This is a genomic window from Ruegeria sp. CDSB022, assembly GCF_059611145.1.
In genome coordinates this window covers 191,821-211,791 of the sequence record NZ_JBXWOZ010000002.1, presented here as the reverse complement: position 1 = coordinate 211,791, position 19,971 = coordinate 191,821, and the positions used below count along the sequence as shown (strand labels likewise).

Annotated in this window: 19 protein-coding genes; 18 read left to right on the top strand and 1 reads right to left on the bottom strand. The window is 58.9% G+C overall.

Features of this window, described 5'->3' with window-relative positions:
* The first annotated feature begins 2 nt into the window (after window positions 1–2).
* The 8 genes from rsmH to AC2FIZ_RS06395 all read left to right on the top strand — a co-directional run bounded on the left by rsmH (window position 3) and on the right by AC2FIZ_RS06395 (window position 9,173).
* Entirely contained in the window at window positions 3–995 is a 993-nt protein-coding gene (gene rsmH / locus AC2FIZ_RS06430; protein WP_281972837.1) for a 16S rRNA (cytosine(1402)-N(4))-methyltransferase RsmH, read from the top strand.
* Window positions 992–1,360: a cell division protein FtsL gene (gene ftsL / locus AC2FIZ_RS06425; protein ID WP_142635053.1), complete on the top strand. Its 369-nt coding sequence runs from the start codon at window positions 992–994 to the stop codon at window positions 1,358–1,360. Before rsmH ends, ftsL begins: the two co-directional genes overlap by 4 nt.
* On the top strand, window positions 1,357–3,144 hold the full coding sequence (locus tag AC2FIZ_RS06420) for a peptidoglycan D,D-transpeptidase FtsI family protein (RefSeq protein WP_142635051.1): 1,788 nt from the start codon (window positions 1,357–1,359) through the stop codon (window positions 3,142–3,144). The genes ftsL and AC2FIZ_RS06420 overlap by 4 nt, the downstream gene beginning before the upstream one ends.
* 21 nt (window positions 3,145–3,165) lie before the next feature.
* Window positions 3,166–4,647: a UDP-N-acetylmuramoyl-L-alanyl-D-glutamate--2,6-diaminopimelate ligase gene (locus tag AC2FIZ_RS06415; protein WP_281994911.1), complete on the top strand. Its 1,482-nt coding sequence runs from the start codon at window positions 3,166–3,168 to the stop codon at window positions 4,645–4,647.
* A complete protein-coding gene (locus AC2FIZ_RS06410; protein WP_496790776.1) occupies window positions 4,644–6,038 on the top strand; it encodes a UDP-N-acetylmuramoyl-tripeptide--D-alanyl-D-alanine ligase in 1,395 nt (464 codons plus the stop codon). The genes AC2FIZ_RS06415 and AC2FIZ_RS06410 overlap by 4 nt, the downstream gene beginning before the upstream one ends.
* Before the next feature lie 24 nt (window positions 6,039–6,062).
* Complete coding sequence (gene mraY / locus AC2FIZ_RS06405; RefSeq protein WP_142635045.1) at window positions 6,063–7,145, top strand: phospho-N-acetylmuramoyl-pentapeptide-transferase; 1,083 nt, start codon at window positions 6,063–6,065, stop codon at window positions 7,143–7,145.
* Window positions 7,146–7,292: 147 nt separating this feature from the next.
* A complete protein-coding gene (gene murD / locus AC2FIZ_RS06400; protein ID WP_282021458.1) occupies window positions 7,293–8,687 on the top strand; it encodes a UDP-N-acetylmuramoyl-L-alanine--D-glutamate ligase in 1,395 nt (464 codons plus the stop codon).
* 111 nt (window positions 8,688–8,798) lie between these two features.
* The gene (locus AC2FIZ_RS06395; RefSeq protein WP_246097157.1) at window positions 8,799–9,173 is read left to right on the top strand and encodes a glycine zipper family protein; all 375 of its coding nucleotides are present in this window, start codon (window positions 8,799–8,801) and stop codon (window positions 9,171–9,173) included.
* Between the two features lie 22 nt (window positions 9,174–9,195).
* On the opposite strand, the gene AC2FIZ_RS06390 is transcribed toward AC2FIZ_RS06395, so the two are convergent.
* The gene (locus tag AC2FIZ_RS06390) at window positions 9,196–10,377 is read right to left on the bottom strand and encodes a BaiN/RdsA family NAD(P)/FAD-dependent oxidoreductase (RefSeq protein ID WP_281972765.1); all 1,182 of its coding nucleotides are present in this window, start codon (window positions 10,375–10,377) and stop codon (window positions 9,196–9,198) included.
* Between the two features lie 483 nt (window positions 10,378–10,860).
* Between AC2FIZ_RS06390 and ftsW the strand changes: the two genes are divergently transcribed.
* The 10 genes from ftsW (at window position 10,861) to AC2FIZ_RS06340 (ending at window position 19,826) form a co-directional block, all read left to right on the top strand.
* Entirely contained in the window at window positions 10,861–12,024 is a 1,164-nt protein-coding gene (ftsW, locus tag AC2FIZ_RS06385; protein WP_142635039.1) for a putative lipid II flippase FtsW, read from the top strand.
* Window positions 12,024–13,121, top strand: a complete 1,098-nt coding sequence (locus AC2FIZ_RS06380) for a UDP-N-acetylglucosamine--N-acetylmuramyl-(pentapeptide) pyrophosphoryl-undecaprenol N-acetylglucosamine transferase (protein ID WP_142635037.1) — start codon at window positions 12,024–12,026, stop codon at window positions 13,119–13,121. The genes ftsW and AC2FIZ_RS06380 overlap by 1 nt, the downstream gene beginning before the upstream one ends.
* Window positions 13,118–14,515, top strand: coding sequence for a UDP-N-acetylmuramate--L-alanine ligase (gene murC, locus AC2FIZ_RS06375; RefSeq protein WP_281972766.1), 1,398 nt, complete (start codon window positions 13,118–13,120; stop codon window positions 14,513–14,515). The genes AC2FIZ_RS06380 and murC overlap by 4 nt, the downstream gene beginning before the upstream one ends.
* Window positions 14,516–14,603: 88 nt before the next feature.
* Window positions 14,604–14,852: a DUF2484 family protein gene (locus AC2FIZ_RS06370; RefSeq protein WP_142635033.1), complete on the top strand. Its 249-nt coding sequence runs from the start codon at window positions 14,604–14,606 to the stop codon at window positions 14,850–14,852.
* Window positions 14,849–15,103 (top strand): DUF2484 family protein, encoded by a 255-nt coding sequence (locus tag AC2FIZ_RS06365; RefSeq protein ID WP_142635031.1) that lies wholly within the window; start codon window positions 14,849–14,851, stop codon window positions 15,101–15,103. Before AC2FIZ_RS06370 ends, AC2FIZ_RS06365 begins: the two co-directional genes overlap by 4 nt.
* 45 nt (window positions 15,104–15,148) lie before the next feature.
* A complete protein-coding gene (gene murB / locus AC2FIZ_RS06360) occupies window positions 15,149–16,075 on the top strand; it encodes a UDP-N-acetylmuramate dehydrogenase (protein WP_142635030.1) in 927 nt (308 codons plus the stop codon).
* A 104-nt stretch (window positions 16,076–16,179) separates the two neighbouring features.
* Window positions 16,180–17,100 (top strand): D-alanine--D-alanine ligase, encoded by a 921-nt coding sequence (locus tag AC2FIZ_RS06355; RefSeq protein ID WP_496689715.1) that lies wholly within the window; start codon window positions 16,180–16,182, stop codon window positions 17,098–17,100.
* Window positions 17,088–18,083, top strand: coding sequence for a cell division protein FtsQ/DivIB (locus AC2FIZ_RS06350; RefSeq protein WP_142635027.1), 996 nt, complete (start codon window positions 17,088–17,090; stop codon window positions 18,081–18,083). Before AC2FIZ_RS06355 ends, AC2FIZ_RS06350 begins: the two co-directional genes overlap by 13 nt.
* 8 nt (window positions 18,084–18,091) lie before the next feature.
* Window positions 18,092–19,426, top strand: coding sequence for a cell division protein FtsA (gene ftsA, locus AC2FIZ_RS06345; protein WP_281972769.1), 1,335 nt, complete (start codon window positions 18,092–18,094; stop codon window positions 19,424–19,426).
* Window positions 19,413–19,826: a hypothetical protein gene (locus AC2FIZ_RS06340; RefSeq protein WP_496790775.1), complete on the top strand. Its 414-nt coding sequence runs from the start codon at window positions 19,413–19,415 to the stop codon at window positions 19,824–19,826. The genes ftsA and AC2FIZ_RS06340 overlap by 14 nt, the downstream gene beginning before the upstream one ends.
* The last annotated feature ends 145 nt before the right edge of the window (window positions 19,827–19,971 follow it).

Sequence of the window (19,971 nt, the reverse complement as noted above, 5' to 3'; positions counted from 1 at the left end):
GCATGGCCGGTGCGCAACCCTCTTCTGACAAACCACATATTCCGGTATTATTGCGCCCTTTGCTGGCTGCGGTCTCTCCGGTGTCGGGTGTTTGGTTGGACGGAACCTTTGGTGCCGGGGGATATACCCGTGGCCTGCTCGAGGCAGGCGCGGACAAGGTCGTCGGCGTTGATCGTGATCCGCTGGCCTTTGAAATGGCTGCGGACTGGGCCAAGGGCTATGGCGATCGGCTGGTGATGCAGCCCGGCGTCTTTTCGCGTCTGGACGAATACGCGCAGGACTTGGACGGGGTGGTGCTGGACCTTGGGGTTTCCTCCATGCAGCTGGATTTGGCCGAGCGTGGCTTTTCCTTTATGAAGGACGGCCCGCTGGACATGCGCATGAGCCAGGACGGCGAAAGCGCGGCTGATCTGGTCAACACCGCAAGCGAAGCGCAACTCGCCGACATCCTGTTTCACTATGGTGAAGAACGCGCCAGCAGGCGAATTGCCAGGTCTATAGTCAAGGCGCGGGCGGAAGAGCCGATCACAACCACTTTGCGGTTGGTGGGGCTTATCGAATCCTGTCTGCCCAGGCCCAAACCCGGTCAATCGCATCCCGCGACACGCAGCTTTCAGGGGCTGCGCATCGCGGTGAATGCAGAATATGAAGAATTGTTCCAGGGCCTGATGGCCGCTGAGCGCGCGCTGAAACCTGGCGGGCAGCTGGCTGTTGTGACGTTTCATTCGATCGAAGACCGCATGGTCAAGCGGTTCTTTCAGTCGCGGGCGGGCAAAACAGGCCGGGCAAATCGCTATGCGCCCGAAATTACGCAGGACCAGCCGCAATTTACGCTCAAAACCCGTAAGGCAGTGGGGCCGGACGAGCAGGAATTACAAGAAAACCCGCGTTCGCGCTCAGCCAAGCTGCGTGTTGCTGTGCGCACTGAGGCTCCGGCGGGGGAAATTGAAGCCCGCGCCATTGGGATGCCGCAACTAGGGGGAAGGGCAAAATGAAGAGTGTATTGTATGTGTTGACTGCCTTGGCCGTGTTCGGGGTGGCCCTTTGGGCGTATCAAGAGAACTACCGCACCCAGCAAGTTGTGAAAGAAACGCAAACACTGCAACGAGAGATCGGCGTGGCGCAGGTCCGACTGGCCGTTCTGAATGCGGAATGGGCCTATTTGAACCGTCCTGATCGTCTTCGAGAGCTGGCGGATCTGAATTTTGAACGTCTCGGCCTGCTGCCCTTGCGAGCAGAGCAGTTTGGGCGCGCGGATCAGGTTGCCTATGCCGAGGATCCAGATCTTCCGATTGTCGATCCCATCGAATTGCAGGCGATAACCAACATTAAGGCGTTGGGAGAGGTGCAGTTCCCATGACGCGCACGCCCCTCCGCCCTCTGGCCCGTGTCCTGGATGCGCGTGCACGCGGTGAAAATCCCAAGGTTATCGAGCGCGAAAACATCCAGAAGCGCCATGAAGATATGAAGGACAGGGCCCGTGCTCGGGCCGAGGGCCGTTTGCTGGTGCTGGGACTTTTCTTCTTTTGCGCCTTCTCGGTGGTTGGTGTTCGGATGGGGATGCTTGCGACATCCGAGGCGCAAGAACCCTTGGCCAACGCCCCCGGTGCCACAATCGCGATGCAGCGCGCCAATATTGTTGACCGCGAAGGGCGCATTCTGGCCACCAACCTGGACACCTATTCCGTCTATGCCCAGCCGCCGTTGATGATCGATCCGATTGCCGCCGCGGATCAACTGGTGGCAATCTTCCCGGATTTGGAAAAAGACCGTCTGATCAAGGATTTCACCGGCAACCGCAAGTTCCTGTGGATCAAAAAGCGCATCTCGCCCGAGCAGAAGCAAGCCGTGCATGACATCGGTGATCCAGGTATTCTGTTCGGCCCGCGCGAAATGCGCCTTTACCCGAATGGCAAGCTGGCAGCACATATCCTTGGCGGGTCAGGTTTTGGGCGTGAAGGCGTCAGTGCTGCCGAGGTGATCGGCGTGGCCGGGATTGAAAAGCAATTCGACGATTATCTGCGGGACCCTGCCAACGGAAACAAGCCGCTGCAACTCTCGCTGGATCTGACTGTACAGGCCGCTGTCGAACAGGTGCTTTTTGGTGGCATGAAGATCATGAACGCCAAAGGCGCCTCAGCCGTTTTGATGGATGCGCATACGGGCGAGGTCATCTCGGCGGCGTCGCTGCCATCCTTTGATCCCAATGATCGCCCGCGCCCCCCGACGTCGGGGTTCGATCCATCGGACAGCCCTCTGTTCAACCGCTATGTGCAGGGCGTTTACGAGCTGGGATCTGTGTTCAAGATATTCACCGCCGCGCAGGCAATTCAGCTTGGTCTGGTGAACTCTGAAACGATCATCGACACCTCGGGTCCGATGAAAATCGGGCGTTTTCCGATTGGTGAGTTCAACGGCAAGAATTACGGCAAGATCAGCGTGGCGGATGTGATCGTCCACAGCTCGAACCGGGGTACTGGGCGTCTGGCGCTGCAAATTGGCGCGCAGCGGCAACAGGAATTCCTGCGTTCGCTGGGCATGTTCGAACCGACCCCGTTCGAGATTGTCGAAGCAAAAGGTGGCGAGCCGCTCAAGCCCAAGAAATGGGGTGAGCTGAGCACAGTGACCATTTCTTATGGCCATGGCTTGTCGACCAGCCCGATGCATCTGGCGGCGGGATATGCGGCGATTGCCAATGGCGGGTATTATGTCAGCCCAACGATTCTGCGCAGGAGCGGGTCACAATATGGCCCGCGCGTGATGTCTCTGGGCGCTGCGACGCAGGCGCAGAAGATGCTGCGCAAGGTTGTCACCGACGGCACAGCGAGCTTTGGCGATGTCGCCGGCTATGACGTGGCAGGTAAAACCGGTACGGCAGACAAACCGAAGCCGCGCGGTGGGTACTATGATGACAAAGTCATCGCCACTTTTGCGACGATCTTCCCGGCCTATGATCCGAAGTACGTACTTATCGTCACTCTGGATGAACCTTCCATCGTGGCCTATGGCGAAAAACGCCGTACAGCAGGGTGGACAGCCGTACCTGTGGCTGCGGAGCTGATCGGGCGTGTCGCGCCCTTGTTGGGATTGCGCCCCCGGCTTGAGCCTGAGGCGCGCGCTGCTATAACGCTGACCTCGAATTAGGCGTCCGGCGAAAGGTGGGTCATGGGCACTAGGACTAAGAAACTCAGCCAACTGGCCCTGACCGCACGTGCGGGTGCAAACCCTGAGATTACCGGGTTGGCCGTTGATAGCCGCGAGGTCAAAGACGGTTATCTGTTTGCGGCACTTCCGGGAACGCGCGTCCATGGCGCAGAGTTCATTCAATATGCTCTGCGCATGGGGGCCGCCGCAATCCTCACCGATGCCGAAGGGGCCGAGGTCGCAGCGGGCGTGCTTGCGGGGTCGGATGCCGCGCTGGTGGTGGTTGAAGACCCAAGGCAGGCGCTGGCAGGATGCGCAGCACTGTGGTTCGGAAAGCAGCCTCAAACCATCGTGGCTGTGACGGGGACCAATGGTAAGACCTCTGTCGCGACCTTTGTCCGCCAAATCTGGATGGAACTGGGTCATGCGGCCGTCAACCTGGGCACAACCGGGGTCGAGGGCGCATGGACTGCCCCTCTGGCGCATACAACGCCCGAACCGATCACCCTGCATCGGTGTTTGGCCGAGGCGGCTGAGAACGGTGTGACACATGCCGCGATGGAGGCATCCTCGCATGGTCTCGAGCAGCGCCGCCTCGACGGGGTACAGTTGGCGGCAGCGGGTTTCTCGAATTTCACCCAGGATCATCTGGATTATCACGAAACCTTCGAGGCGTATTTTGCCGCCAAAGCAGGACTTTTCGACCGCGTGTTGCCTCAGGACGGCACGGTTGTGGTCAACATGAGCGATCCAAAGGGTGGGCAGGTTCGTCGTATCGCTGAAACCCGCGGGCAAAATGTGCTGACTGTTGGATTGGGTGATGCAGATCTGTGTCTGCTCAATCAGCGCATTGATGCAACCGGGCAAGATCTGCGGTTTTCGTGGCAGGGTAAGGTGTATCAGACCCGATTGAACCTGATCGGTGGGTTCCAGGCTGAAAACATCCTGCTGGCATGTGGGCTGGTGATCGCTGGCGGCGAAGATCCCACGCGTGTTTTCGAGACCCTGCCGCATCTGACGACGGTCCGGGGACGGATGCAACTGGCTGCGACGCGTGAAAACGGGGCTGCTGTGTTTGTCGATTACGCCCATACGCCAGATGCTGTGGCCACGGCACTCAAGGCTTTGCGCCCTCATGTTATGGGCCGGCTGATTGCCGTCATCGGTGCCGGCGGAGATCGTGATGCGACCAAGCGCCCGCTGATGGGCAAGGCTGCGGCCAATAACGCTGATGTGGTATTTGTCACCGACGACAATCCCCGCACCGAAGACCCAGCTACCATTCGTACTGCGGTGATGCTGGGCGCGCCCGAGGCAACCGAAGTGGGTGATCGTGCCGAAGCCATCCTGCGCGGCATAGATGCCCTGCAACCGGGTGATGCGCTGCTGATCGCCGGTAAAGGGCACGAGACAGGCCAGATTGTGGGCGATCAGGTTTTACCTTTCGACGACGTAGAACAGGCCAGCATCAGCGTGGCCGCCCTCGACGGGAGGGTGGCATGACGCTCTGGACTGCGGCCGAGGCCGCTGCGGCCACGGGTGGGCGTGCCACTGCTGATTGGCAGATCAATGGCGTATCCATCGACACCCGGACACTGCAGTCCGGCGACTTGTTTGTTGCTCTCAAAGCGGCACGCGACGGCCACGATTTTGTGGCGCAAGCGCTTGAGAAGGGCGCAGGCGCTGCGCTGGTCTCGCAGATACCCGAAGGCGTTTCCCCGGACGCGCCGTTACTGATCGTAGAGGACGTGCAGACCGGGCTTGAGGCGCTGGGACAGGCGGCTCGTGCCCGGACAGAGGCGCGCGTGGTCGGTGTAACCGGCAGCGTCGGCAAGACATCGACCAAAGAAATGCTGGTCAACATCTTGGAAATGCATGGAAAAACACATGCCAGCGTTGCCAGCTACAACAACCATTGGGGGGTGCCGCTGACGCTGGCGCGGATGCCGCGCGATACCGAATTCGCTGTGGTCGAGATCGGGATGAATCATCCCGGAGAGATTGCTCCGCTGGCGCGTCAGGCCCGCCCGCATGTGGCCTTGGTTACCACCGTCGCGGCAGTCCATCTGGAAGCATTCGAGTCGGTTGCAGGTATTGCGAAAGAGAAAGCCGCGATATTCGAAGGGTTGGTCCCGGGCGGTGCGGCCATCGTGAATGCGGATATCGAACACGCCGACATCCTGCGCCAATACGCAGATGAGGCCGGAGCAGGGATCGTCGATTTTGGGCGCGCTGCGTCAGATTACGTGCTGACCGATGTTGTGCAGAAACCGGACTCGGTCCATGCGACTGCCAGGGTCGACGGAAAAGCCATCTCCTTTGATGTGCAATCAGCAGGCACTCATTTTGCCATGAATGCACTTGGGGCATTGGCGACCTGCATTGAACTTGGTGTCGACCTGAACGAAGCCATCGCAGGCTTGGGCAACTGGTTGCCGGTAAAAGGTCGCGGCGTTCGCGAGCAGATTTCACTGCCGGATGGTGGTCAGGTCGAATTGCTGGACGACAGCTATAACGCCAATCCAACTTCGATGGAGGCTGCCTTGGATGTTCTGGCCGCCTCACAGGGCAGGCGCCGGATCGCATTTCTGGGTGATATGAAAGAGCTGGGCGCGCAAGAGATCCCCATGCATGCTGCGATGGCGAATGTCGCGGCTATGACGCAGATGGATCAGGTTCACTGCATTGGCCCGCTTATGAAAGCGCTTTACGATGCGTTGCCAGCGGAAAAGCGCGGACTTTGGTTTGAGACCAGCGTTGAGATGGCTGAACGGCTGCCAGAGCTGATCTGCGCAGGCGACACTGTTCTTGCCAAAGGATCACTCAGCATGGCGCTGGCGCGAATTGTTGACGGTTTGCGGGAAATGGGGCAAGGGGACGCGCTTGAGCCATGATCGCCGCACGGGAAAGGTATTGATATGCTCTATTGGTTGACCGGCCTGTCGGACGGAGGGGATTTTTTCAATCTCTTCCGGTACATCACGTTCCGGGCGGGCGGTGCCTTTATGACAGCGCTGATTTTCGGGTTTATCTTTGGCAAACCGCTGATCAATGTTCTGCGCCGCAAGCAGGGCAAAGGGCAACCGATCCGGGATGATGGCCCCGAGGGGCACTTTTCCAAGGCGGGTACGCCGACCATGGGCGGCTTGCTGATCGTGGGCGCGCTTGTCACATCGACACTGGTTTGGGCACGGTGGGACAACCCCTATGTCTGGATGGTCTTATTCGTAACGTTGGCCTATGCCGCCATCGGGTTTGCAGATGACTATGCCAAGGTCTCCAAGCAAAACACCAAAGGTGTTTCTGGAAAAATGCGGTTAGGACTTGGTGTGATTATCGCGGTTCTGGCGTCTATTTGGGCCACGATGCACCACCCTGAGGCGCTGCAGAATCAGCTTGCGGTGCCGGTATTCAAAGACACGCTGCTCAATCTGGGGATATTCTACATTCCCTTCGCGATTGTCGTGATCGTTGGGTCCGCAAATGCGGTGAACCTGACTGACGGGCTGGACGGGCTGGCGATCATGCCCGCAATGATCGCCGCATCGACCCTGGGGATTATCGCCTATGCAGTGGGCCGGGTCGACTTTACCGAGTATCTGGATGTGCATTACGTGCCCGGAACCGGCGAGATCTTTATTTTCACCTCGGCCCTGTTCGGCGCTGGCCTTGGGTTTCTATGGTACAACGCGCCGCCTGCTGCCGTGTTCATGGGCGATACTGGATCGCTTGCCTTGGGCGGCGCTTTGGGAGCGATTGCGGTGGCCACCAAACACGAATTGGTGTTGGCTGTCGTCGGAGGTCTGTTCGTGGTCGAAGCGCTGAGCGTGATCATCCAAGTGCTGTATTTCAAGCGCACTGGTCGTCGCGTGTTCCTGATGGCCCCGATCCATCATCACTATGAGAAAAAGGGGTGGGCAGAACCCACCATCGTTATCCGGTTCTGGATCATCTCTCTGATCTTGGCGATGATTGGGCTTGCGACGCTGAAGGTCCGGTAGGCTCCCGCCAGGTTCGGAGGACAGCCGGCCCGCCGCCTCCTGTTGGGCCGGGCTCGCGCTGCGCACGAACCTGCTGTCGATCTTGCCAATGGCAGGTTCATCTGTGCAGTGTGTCGGCGCATTTGAAGTCGAAAGAAGGTGGGAAATATGATCCCGGTCAAAGGGTTTTCAGGACAGAAAGTTGCGGTTCTGGGGCTGGGTCGGTCTGGCCTGACCACGGCGCGCGCCTTGCGGGCCGGTAATGCCGAACCCGTCTGCTGGGATGATAATCCGGCTGCACGCGCGGCGGCCGAAGCCGAAGGGTTCACATGCTGCGATCTAGGCCGTCACGGGGCGTTTGATGAGGTTGCCTGTCTGATTGTCTCGCCCGGGATACCGCATCTCTACCCATCGCCGAACCCTGTGGTGGCGGCGGCGCTTGAGGCCGGGGTGCCCGTGGATAACGATATCGGTTTGTTTTTCCGCTCGTTCGCTGGGCCGGAATGGGACAATCTCGATACTCCGCCCCGCGTGGTTGCGGTGACCGGGTCGAACGGGAAATCAACCACCGCCGCCCTTATCCATCATATCCTTATCGAAGCCGGCCGTGAGGCACAGCTGGCGGGGAATATTGGCCGAGGCGTTTTGGACATTGATCCAGGGGGCAATGGCTCGGTCGTGGTGTTGGAGTTTTCGAGCTATCAGACAGAGCTTGCGCGGTCGCTGACACCTGATGTGGCCGTTTTCACCAATCTGTCACCGGATCATCTGGATCGTCACGGTGGCTTGGGGGGCTATTTTGCCGCCAAGCGCCGTCTGTTTGCCGAAGGTGGCCCTGACCGTGCCGTGATCGGAGTGGATGAGGACGAAGGCGCCTTTCTGGCCGGTCAGCTGGCCGAAGCGCCAACGGATGACCGGGTGATCCGTATCTCGGTTGCCCGCAAGTTGACCGGACCCGGATGGCAGGTATTTGCGCGCAAAGGGTTCCTGTCGGAGTATCGCAAGGGGCGACAGGCAGGGTCGATTGACCTGCGCGAGATCAAAGGTCTGCCCGGTGCACACAATCACCAGAATGCCTGTGCCGCCTACGCCGCGTGCCGCGCGTTGGGGTTGGCCCCTCGGATCATTCAGGATGCGTTGCACAGCTATCCGGGCCTGCCGCATCGCAGTCAGATCATCGCCGAAGCGGATGGGGTCACCTATGTGAACGATTCAAAGGCGACCAATGTCGACAGCGCAGTAAAGGCGTTGAACGCGTTCAAGAAGGTCCGCTGGATCTGTGGCGGGCTTGAGAAAGAGGGCGGGTTGTCTGCACTCAACTCAGCCAGTGAACATGTGCTCAAGGCTTATGTGATCGGGCGCGAAGCTGCCGGATTTGCAATGCAGTTACAGGCAGATACCGTGGTTTGCACCACAATGGCAGAAGCCGTTGAACAGGCAATGAACGACGCGCAGTCGGGCGAGACGATTTTGCTGGCCCCTGCCGCAGCCAGCTTTGATCAATATGACAATTTCGAACAACGCGGTGAGGATTTTGCCGAACAGGTTCGCAAACGGCTTTAGGACACGCCATTTGCAATAGATCGCCGGTTGGGCCAAGCTGAGATGCTATCAGCTTGACGCGCCATATTTTTTGGTTTTGCTACCCGTCAAATTCAACACGAGGTTATGACTATGCCATATCGTAAGTTTTCCCTGATCCTGCCTGCCATTCTGATTGCGGGTGCCTGCACCAACACTGGCGCAAACTACCAACCGATCATCGATGGTCCGGTTGGCCCGAATTACAACGTTGATCTGCAGCAGTGCCAACAGCTTGCGGCATCGCAGGCATCTGTTGATGGCACCACGGCCGGGAATGCAGCCATCGGCGCCGTTGGCGCAGCCGCAGTGACCGGGATCGTACAGGACAGCAGCGATAATCTGGGCCGTGCTGCAGTTGCAGGTGCGTTGGTTGGCGCCGGTGCGGATGTGATCAACAAGAACCAGAACAAAGAAGTGTTGGTGCGTAACTGCATGCGTGGCCGTGGGTACAACGTCGTCGGCTAGTGCCGCGCAAATACCGTGTCGGCTAACCCCGACTGGCGATTGCAGTTCCAGCGGCATGGCCTGAGGACCATGCCCATTGGAAATTGTACCCGCCCAGCCAACCGGTGACATCCACCGCTTCACCTATCGCATAGAGGCCGGGGACATCCCTGGCCTCCATCGTTTTTGACGACAGATCATCGGTGTCGATGCCGCCCAGCGTGACCTCGGCGGTGCGATAGCCTTCGGTCCCGGAAGGGGTCAGATGCCAGTTCGACAGGGCCTCGACCAGGTCCGAAAGGGCAGTGTCCGATTGGTCGGCCAGATTGCCATGCATGGGAATGTGTTGGCTCAGGAAATCGACCAATCGCGCGGGTAACTGCCGGGAAAGTTCAGTAGTCAGGGCTTTGCGTCCGCTGTTTTGGCGCTGATCTCGCAGCAGGTCGAACAGTGGCATATCCTGGATGAGGTTGACCCGGATCGCCTCACCCTCGCGCCAGTATGAGGATAGTTGCAGCGCAGCTGGTCCGCTGAGGCCGCGATGGGTGAAAAGCAAAGCCTCGTCAAAGCTGGTCCGGTCGTTCGACAGCCGCGTCGGCAGCGAGACACCGGACAGGTCCTTGAACCTGCCATCGGAAAAGGTGAACGGCACCAGAGCCGCGCGTGTCTCGGTCATCCGCAATCCAAACTGGTGCGCGATGTCATAAGCCAGACCCGTCGCCCCCATTTTAGGGATCGACTTGCCGCCTGTGGCCAGTACCAGATTGGTGCAGGTCAGGGCATGACGCTGCCCCTCGCGCTCAACCGTCAGCGCGAAACCAGTGTCGGTTTTGCGCAGGTCCTTCATCTCGGTCCTTACCCACAGCTCGGCCCCGGCGCGCTCTATTTCATCCAGCAACATTTGGATGATCTGTTTCGAGGAACCGTCGCAGAACAGCTGTCCCAGTGTTTTCTCGTGCCAAGCGATGTCATGACGCCCGACCATTTCAATGAAATCCCACTGCGTGTAGCGTGCCAATGCGGACTTACAGAAATGCGGGTTCTGAGACAGGAAGTTGCCTGACCCTGCATACATATTGGTGAAATTGCACCGCCCGCCGCCCGATATGCGGATTTTCTCACCCGGCGCCTTCGCGTGATCGATCACCAGAACGCGCCCAACGCAATGGGCGGCACACATCAAGCCAGCAGCACCGGCGCCCAGGATGATCGTATCATAAGTCATGCGCGGGGGATGGCGTGGAATGGCTGGGATGGCAAGGGGGAGACGTGAAAACGCGCTGCAAACGTCCGTCCGTGACTGTGGCTCCGTCCTCTGATTGGTTTGGGAAAATGGAATGAAATTGGCAGTTGGAACATTTGTGATATTGGCCGGAATACCATGTGCCAGAATACGCCCGACAAAAAAGCTCAATATGACGCTCTGCACAGGAGGGCGGTTCAGTGATCACGCGCATTTCCCAAGTCACAGTTCAACTGGGAAAAAAGGCTGAATTGGTCGAATCCAGGGGGATAAAGCACAACGATCTTGTTCCCTAGGTGATCCGAACGCCCGGGACGGGAAGCCCTGAAGCGGATCACTGGCTTGAAGGCGCCAATTTCCCCCTGTTGCTGCGTCATTCCACTAGCCCAAACGCTAAAACCCCTGTAGACTCGCACGTAGACCCCGAAAACGGGGCGTTGACGAGGCAGATAGTGGCGGTATCTCATGACTGAGATGGTGTATGGCGCGGTCCAAGACCAGCGCGGAGAACCGATTCTACCGAAGTGGTGGCGGACGATTGATCGTTGGACGATGTCCTGCGTACTGATCCTGTTTGTCATCGGGCTGTTGCTGGGGTTGGCCTCATCGCCGCCGCTGGCTGGTCGCAACGGGTTCGATCCGTTCCATTATGTCGAACGCCAGGCGTTGTTCGGCGGATTGGCGCTTGTTGCGATGCTGCTGACTTCGATGATGTCGCCCACACTGGTTCGACGTCTGGCGGTGTTGGGGTTTCTTGCTGCTTTTGTCGCGCTGGTCTTCCTTCCCGTCTTTGGCACAGATTTTGGCAAAGGTGCGGTGCGTTGGTATTCGCTTGGCTTTGCCTCGCTGCAGCCGTCTGAATTTCTGAAACCCGGGTTTATCGTTGTGGCGGCCTGGTTGCTGGCCGCGTCACAACAGATCAACGGCCCGCCCGGTCGGCTATGGTCTTTTGCGCTGTGCATGGCGATTGTCGCCATGTTGGTTATGCAGCCCGATTTTGGTCAGGCCTGCCTGATCCTGTTTGGCTGGGGCGTGATGTATTTCGTTGCCGGTGCGCCGATGTTGTTGCTGGTTGGTATGGCGGGGTTTGTCGTGCTTGGCGGTATGTTCGCCTATTCCAACTCGGAACATTTCGCCCGACGCATTGACGGGTTCCTGAACCAAGAGGTCGATCCGACCACTCAGCTGGGCTATGCCACCAATGCGATCCGCGAGGGCGGGCTTTTCGGTGTCGGCGTGGGTGAAGGGCAGGTGAAATGGTCGCTGCCTGATGCCCATACGGATTTCATCATCGCTGTCGCGGCCGAGGAATATGGCCTGATCCTGGTGCTGATCATCATCGCACTGTATTCGCTGATCGTTGTGCGGTCACTGCTGCGCCTGATGCGCGAACGTGACATGTTCATCCGTCTGGCTGGCACCGGTCTGGCTTGCATGTTCGGGGTTCAGGCGATGATCAACATGGGCGTCGCCGTGCGCCTTTTGCCCGCCAAAGGCATGACCTTGCCATTCGTCAGCTATGGCGGCTCGTCCCTGATTGCAGGTGGTATTGCAATCGGCATGCTTCTGGCGTTTACCCGCACCCGCCCTCAGGGCGAACTTGGTGATATTCTACGCGGACGAGGCTGATGGGCAAACCCTACCTTCTGATTGCGGCTGGCGGGACCGGGGGCCACATGTTCCCGGCTCAGGCGCTAGCCGAGGCGATGCTGCACAGGGGCTGGCGTGTGCGCTTGTCCACCGATACGCGCGGCGCAAGATATACGGGTGGCTTTCCGCATTCGACTGAAATTGTCGAGGCGTCCTCGGCAACCTTCGCTCGTGGCGGACTGCCCGCCAAACTGATGGTCGGTCCCAAGATCGCAGGTGGTGTCGCCGGTATGGCGTTTCAGATGCTGCGCGACCGACCGGACGTAGTGGTCGGCTTTGGCGGTTACCCCTCGATCCCAGCGCTGGGTGCTGCGACGATGTTGAAGATCCCGCGCATGATCCATGAACAGAACGGCGTTTTGGGCCGCGTGAATCAGCTGTTTGCGACCCGCGTGGCGCAGGTGGCTTGTGGTGTCTGGCCGACTGATCTGCCGGACGGTGCAAAGGGCATACATACCGGCAACCCGGTTCGGGCCGCCGTGCTGGACCGGGCTGCGGCGGGCTATATCCCACCGGGCGATTACCCGATGTCGATCCTGGTGATGGGTGGCTCGCAAGGTGCGCGCATCCTAAGTCAGATTGTGCCCGAAGCGATTGCCGCGCTGCCTGATGAGATGCGCCGACATATTCGTGTCGCGCATCAGGCCCGCGACGAAGACGGCGCCCGTGTTTCCGCGTTTTATGACGACCACGGTATCCGTGCCGAAGTGAAACCGTTCTTTCAGGATGTGCCCCGTCGTATGTCCGATGCGCAGCTGGTGATATCACGCTCAGGCGCGTCAAGTGTGGCGGATATATCCGTCATCGGGCGGCCCTCGATCCTGATCCCGTATGCCGCCGCAGCGGGCGATCATCAGACCGCCAATGCACGCGGGCTGGTTCAGGCCGGAGGGGCAATCATGATCCCCGAGAACCTGCTTGACGTTCCTTCGCTGACACAGCAAATCACCGCAGTTCTGACAAACCCCGAAGCCGCGCAAAAGATGGCCCATGCCGCCTTATCGACCGGCGCACCGGACGCGACCGAGCGCTTGGTCGCCCAGGTCGAACAGTTGGCGCAGAAGGAGACCGCATGACCCCAGCAACCAAACTGCCGCAGGATGTCGGGCCGATCCATTTCGTGGGTATCGGCGGGATCGGGATGTCGGGCATTGCCGAGGTGCTTTTGAATCTGGGCTACCGGGTGCAGGGCTCGGACCTGAAAGCGTCGAAAATCACCGACCGTTTGGCGGGGCTGGGGGCCGAAATCTTCATTGGTCAAAGCGCCGAAAACCTTGAGAACGCCGCCGTAGTTGTGGTGTCGACTGCGATCAAACCGGGCAACCCGGAGCTGGACGGCGCCCGTGAGCGCGGCCTGCCAGTGGTGCGTCGGGCCGATATGCTGGCCGAGTTGATGCGCCTGAAATCCAACATTGCCATTGCCGGAACCCACGGCAAGACCACCACCACCACGATGATGGCTGAACTGATGGTGGCAGGGGAATTTGACCCGACCGTGATCAATGGCGGTATCATTCACGCTTATGGCTCAAATGCGCGGATGGGGCAGGGCGAATGGATGGTGGTCGAGGCGGACGAATCCGACGGCTCGTTCAACCGGCTGCCTGCGACCATTGCCATCGTCACCAATATCGACCCCGAGCATATGGAGCATTGGGGCGATTTCGACCAGCTGCGCGACGGGTTCTACGAATTTGTCTCGAACCTGCCGTTTTACGGGCTTGCCGTCTGCTGCACCGACCACGCCGAAGTGCAAACACTGGTGGGTCGCATCACAGACCGGCGCGTGCGGACTTATGGTTTCAACGCGCAGGCGGATGTGCGGGCCGAGAACCTGACCTATAAGGGCGGCGTCGCACATTTCGACATTCACCTGCAATACGAAGACAAGAGGATCGAGGGTTGCACCCTGCCGATGCCCGGCGACCACAACGTCTCGAACGCATTGTCGGCCGTCGCTGTTGCCCGCCACCTGGGCATGAAAGCCGCCGAAATCCGCGAAGCGTTGGCTCATTTCGGTGGCGTCAATCGTCGCTTTACCAAAGTGGGTGAGGTCGATGGCGTCACGATCATCGACGATTACGGTCACCACCCGGTTGAAATCGCAGCGGTTCTGAAAGCCGCACGCCAGGCCACCGAAGGCCGAGTGATAGCGGTCCATCAACCCCACAGGTATTCGCGTTTGTCTAATCTGTTCGATGATTTCTGTACCTGTTTCAATGACGCCGACGTTGTTGCCATCGCCGATATTTTCGCTGCCGGAGAGGACCCGATCGAAGGGGCGTCCCGCGATGACCTGGTTCAGGGGCTGATCCGGCATGGGCATCGACATGCCCGCGCTTTGATGGACGAATCCGATCTTGAACGCCTGGTTCGTGAACAGGCCCGCCCCGGAGACATGGTTGTCTGCCTTGGTGCCGGTACGATCAGCGCCTGGGCCAATGGCCTGCCTTCGCGCTTGCAGAAATAACAGGCGATGTGACGTAATGGACTCTTTTGTGGTGCAACCCTAAAGAGTGATCGTGCAACCGCAGAAAAAGCGGTCTCGGAGGCAAGATTTGGCGTATTCGGTATTATTTGCAGGGTTGTGGGTCATAGCATCGACTATCGTGGCCATGCTACCGATGCGCCTGCAATTTCCACCGGGGATTGTCTTGGTTATCGTTGCGCCGGCGCTGATTGTCTGGCTGGGTTACGATTTCGGCTGGTTCTTTTCGGTCCTGGGCTTTGCGGCTTTTGCATCCATGTTCCGAAACCCAATTCGCCACTATTGGCAACGTTGGACAGGCCGAGGGGACGACGAATGAATTGGTCCATTGCCCTTGCCGCCCTGTGGGGAGTTGTTGCGAATGTCCTGGCGATGATCCCCAGCAAGGATAATCACTGGACCCGCGCCTATTTCTTGATTGCTGCGGGTATTCCTATCGTTGGCTATGTCACGCTGCAGAACGGTCCGTGGATCGGGTTGATTGTTCTGGTTGCTGGGATCTCGGTACTGCGTTGGCCCGTGATTTATCTGGGCCGGTGGTTGCGTCGGATCCTGGGTGCCGCGCAATAGCGGATACAGCTTGCTTTGGCGGTTCGAATCCGCGAATTAGCGGCCATGACTTCTGTTCCCTCGCCACGCGGCAAGCTCACCCAGAACCGCCCGCTGAATGATCTGACCTGGTTGCGGGTCGGAGGACCGGCGGATTACCTCTTTCAACCCGCCGACCAGGAAGACCTGCAGCAGTTTCTGCGCGACTTGCCTGACGATATCACGGTTTTCCCGATGGGCGTCGGCTCAAACCTGATCGTCCGGGACGGTGGGCTGCGCGCCGTAGTGATCCGGTTGGGCCGGGGATTTAATGGCATCTCGATTGAGGGCAACATTGTCACCGCAGGCGCGGCAGCGCTGGATGCGCATGTGGCGCGCAAGGCAGCTGATGCGGGCGTGGACCTGACGTTTTTGCGAACCATTCCGGGGTCGATTGGCGGCGCTGTGCGGATGAATGCGGGATGTTATGGCAGCTATACGGCGGATGTTCTGTGCAAGGCGACGATCATTACGCGGCAAGGGCAGGTCGTCGATCTGACGCCCGAAGAACTGAATTTTCGCTATCGTCAGTCGGATCTGCCTGAGGGTGCGGTGCTGATCTCGGCCACGTTCGAAGGCCCCCTAGATGATCCTGATGAACTGCATGCCCGCATGGACTCGCAGTTGAAAAAGCGGGATGAGACCCAGCCGACCAAAGATCGCAGCGCGGGCTCGACCTTTCGCAATCCGGCGGGATTTTCCTCAACCGGTCGCGCGGATGATGTGCATGACCTCAAGGCCTGGAAGGTGATCGACGACGCGGGAATGCGGGGCGTGATGCGGGGCGGGGCGCAGATGAGCCCCAAGCATTCCAATTTTCTGATCAACACCGGCTCTGCCACCGCTGCCGACCTCGAAGGGTTGGGCGAAGATGTGCGAAAAAAGGTTTACGAAACAAGCGGCATCACGCTAGAGTGGGAAATCATGCGGGTCGGTGATCCGCTGACAGATTAAAGCTCCGACCGTCAGACCCAAAACAGGCAAAATAGGGCGACGGATCAAAGGCATAAAGCAGGACGGACCACCACATAAGGTCCGCAGAATTTGAGGCGCACGACGTGGGTAGTTCGAGCAGGACAAACCCCAAAGTGGCGGTATTGATGGGTGGACCCTCGGCGGAACGTGAGGTGTCTCTCAGCTCTGGGCGCGAATGCGCGGCCGCCCTAAGGGGAGAAGGCTTTGAAGTGGTCGAACTGGACGCGGGTCCGGACCTCTATGTGCGCCTTTTGGATATCAAGCCGGATGTGGTCTTCAACGCTCTGCATGGTCGCTGGGGCGAGGATGGCTGCGTGCAGGGTCTGCTGGAGTGGTTGCGTATTCCCTATACTCATTCCGGTGTGCTGGCATCGGCGTTGGCCATGGACAAGCAGCGCAGCAAAGCGGCGTTCCGTATCGCGGGTCTGCCAGTCGCCGAAAGTGTGATCGAGGCCAAATCCGAAGTTGCCGCGCGTCACACGATGGAACCGCCCTATGTGGTCAAGCCCAACAACGAGGGTTCCAGCGTCGGCATTTATCTGGTGCATGAAGGCGCCAACACTCCACCGAAACTGGCAGACGACATGCCCGAACTGGTAATGGTCGAACAATATGTGGCTGGCCGCGAGTTGACCGTCACAGTCATGGGCGACCGCGCTTTGACCGTGACAGAAATCATGACGGATGGCTGGTACGATTACGATGCCAAGTACAAGCCGGGTGGGTCGTGGCATGTGCTGCCTGCTGAAATCCCGCAGGACATTTTTGACCTTTGTATGGGCTTTGCCAAACAGGCGCATGATCTGTTGGGTTGCAAAGGCGTCAGCCGCACAGATTTTCGGTGGGATGACAGCAAGGGCGCAGAGGGCTTGTTCCTTCTGGAAACCAACACCCAGCCGGGAATGACGCCGACGTCACTGGCTCCGGAACAGGGCGCGCATTGCGGGATAACCTTCGGCCAGCTTTGCGCATGGATGGTGGAGGACGCATCATGCGACCGCTGACAGCCACCCGTGCGCCGGTTATCCATCGCTCAAAGCCACTTGCTGGTCCGGATGCCGATTTCGCTTCGGGGGACCGCAACAATGTAGAACCCAAGTTCCGCCTGCGGCGACTTTGGGGGCGTAAGTCATCGGCGTTTGATCCGGCGCCGTCCCGCCTAAGCTATCGGTTACAGCGCTGGATGTTGACGCCTGGTGTTCGCCGTGGCCTGAAATACGGGCTGCCGGTCTTCGCTGTGTGTGCAGCGCTTGGCGGGTATTTCAGCTCTCAGGACCGGCGCGAAGCGATTGTGGCTCATGTCCATGATGTGAAAATCTCGATCCAGCAGCGACCAGAATTCATGGTCAACCTGATGGCGATTGATGGGGCGGGAACCAACCTTTCGGAAGACATTCGTGAAGTGGTGCCGCTGGACTTCCCAATCAGTTCCTGGGACCTGGATGTCGAACAGATGCGCGAAACGATCACAGGATTGGATCCGGTTAAATCAGCCTCTGTGCGCATCCGTCCAGGAGGTATCCTGCAGGTGGATGTTGTCGAACGGCAGCCCGCCATTGTCTGGCGTACCCGCCGAGGGGTCGAATTGCTGGATGAAACCGGCGCGCATGTTGAAATCATCGCATCGCGGCAGGATCACTCCAATTTGCCACTGATCGCGGGTGAGGGCGCGGATTCCTATGTACCCGAAGCGCTGCAACTGACGGCCACAGCCAGCAGTCTGGGCAATCGGGTGCGCGGTCTGGTGCGAATTGGCGAACGTCGCTGGGATCTAGTTCTGGATCGCGGTCAGCGCATCATGTTGCCGACGGAACGGCCAGTGCGCGCATTGGAACGCGTGTTGGCCGTGAACGAGGTTCAGGATCTTCTGGAACGCGATGTGGCCGTGGTGGATATGCGCCTGGGTCAGCGACCGACAATCCGAATGACCAAAGCCGCCAGCGAAGACTGGTGGAATACAAAAGTAGATGTGAGTAGCGGGCAGTAACGACAATGATGACCGATCTTTATCAGTCCCAACGGGCCATGCGGCAAATGCGCAGGCAGGCGATGCAACGCGGCGTTGTCGCTATTCTAGATGTCGGGAGCTCTAAGATTTCCTGCCTTGTGCTGCGGTTCGACGGCGCCGGGCGTTTGCACGAGGACAGTGGCATCGGGTCTCTGGCCGGACAATCCGGGTTTCGGGTGATCGGTGCCGCGACCACGCGGTCCCGTGGTGTGCAATTTGGCGAAGTCACTGCGATGCAGGAGACCGAGCGCGCCATTCGAACCGCGCTTCAGGCCGCGCAGAAAATGGCAGATATCCGTGTCGACCATGTGATCGCCTGTTTCTCGGGGGCAAACCCGCGGTCCTATGGTTTGGATGCCCAGGTGGATCTGGAAGGTCAGCTGGTAACCGAGGCCGAAGTTGGCCGTGTTCTCAATGCCTGTGACGTGCCCGACTATGGTGCGGGCCGCGAAGTCCTACATGCTCAGCCGGTGAATTTTGCGCTGGATAACCGATCGGGCTTGATCGACCCAAGGGGTCAGATGGGGCAATCGCTGGCCGTCGATATGCACATGCTGACCGTGGACGCGGTTGCAATCCAGAATATCGTGCGCTGTATCAAGCGTTGCGATCTCGAATTGGCCGGTATCGCGAATTCGGCCTATGTCTCGGGTATTTCGGCGCTGGTTGAGGATGAACAGGAACTGGGTGCCGCCTGTATCGACATGGGCGGTGGCACCACGAGCGTGTCAATATTCATGAAGAAACACATGATCTATGCCGATTGCGTGCGCATGGGTGGGGATCATGTGACCAGTGACATCTCGATGGGGCTGGGCGTTCCGGCGTCTGTTGCCGAACGGATCAAGACATTCAATGGCGGCGTTCACGCGACCGGCGCGGATGACCGCGACCTGATCGACATTGGCGGTGATACCGGCGATTGGGAACATGACCGCCGTACCGTCAGCCGGGCAGAGTTGATAGGTATCATGCGTCCACGTGTCGAAGAAATCCTGGAGGAAGTGCGTGTACGGCTGGATGCGGCTGGCTTTGAGCACATGCCCAGCCAGCAGATCGTCCTGACCGGAGGCGGCAGCCAAATCATGGGGCTGGACGGGTTGGCCTCTCGTATTCTGGGGCAGCGTGTTCGCCTTGGTCGCCCGCTGCGGGTCCATGGGTTGCCGCAATCGGCCACAGGGCCGGGGTTCTCTTCGGTTGTGGGGCTAAGCCTGTTTGCAGCCAACCCACAGGATGAATGGTGGGATTTTGAAATCCCCGTAGACACCTATTCCGCACGCCCGTTCAAGCGCGCTGTGCGGTGGTTCCGTGACAACTGGTAAAGCCGCGATCGCGGCGCTGGTCATGGCTGTGCCGTCAGCGATAGAGGCTCAGACCCGTATCACACCCGAAGCCTTCCTGGGGGCCGTTCAAGGAAAGACCGTAAAGTTTCACGTCTATGACAGCGGTATGCTGGTCGGCACCGAAGAGTTCCTGAGCCCGACTCTCTCGGTCTGGCGTATGGAGGGCAAGGGTTGTGTGTACGGGAAAATTACAACTCCTAATGGGCAGATTTGCTTTCTGTACGTCGATGACGAGGATGGTCTGCCAGTTTGCTGGTGGCCGTTTTTGTATGAAGACCAGTTGATGGTGCGAATGGTCGGTTTCTCTAGGACAGAAATTCAAGAGGTCAGGGACATTTCTGAGAAGGGTCTTAACTGCCCAAGTGCCCCAATTAGCTAAAGAAATATCTTGCAGGGGCTGTCAAAATCCCACAAGATATCCTCAGGGCCCGTCAGAGGCCTTGCGAGAGGGCTTGAGCAGTTTTCCGCAGACAGAATGTGAATGAATTGCAAGTGACGCGCCCGTCAACAGTGGCGCGAGCGTC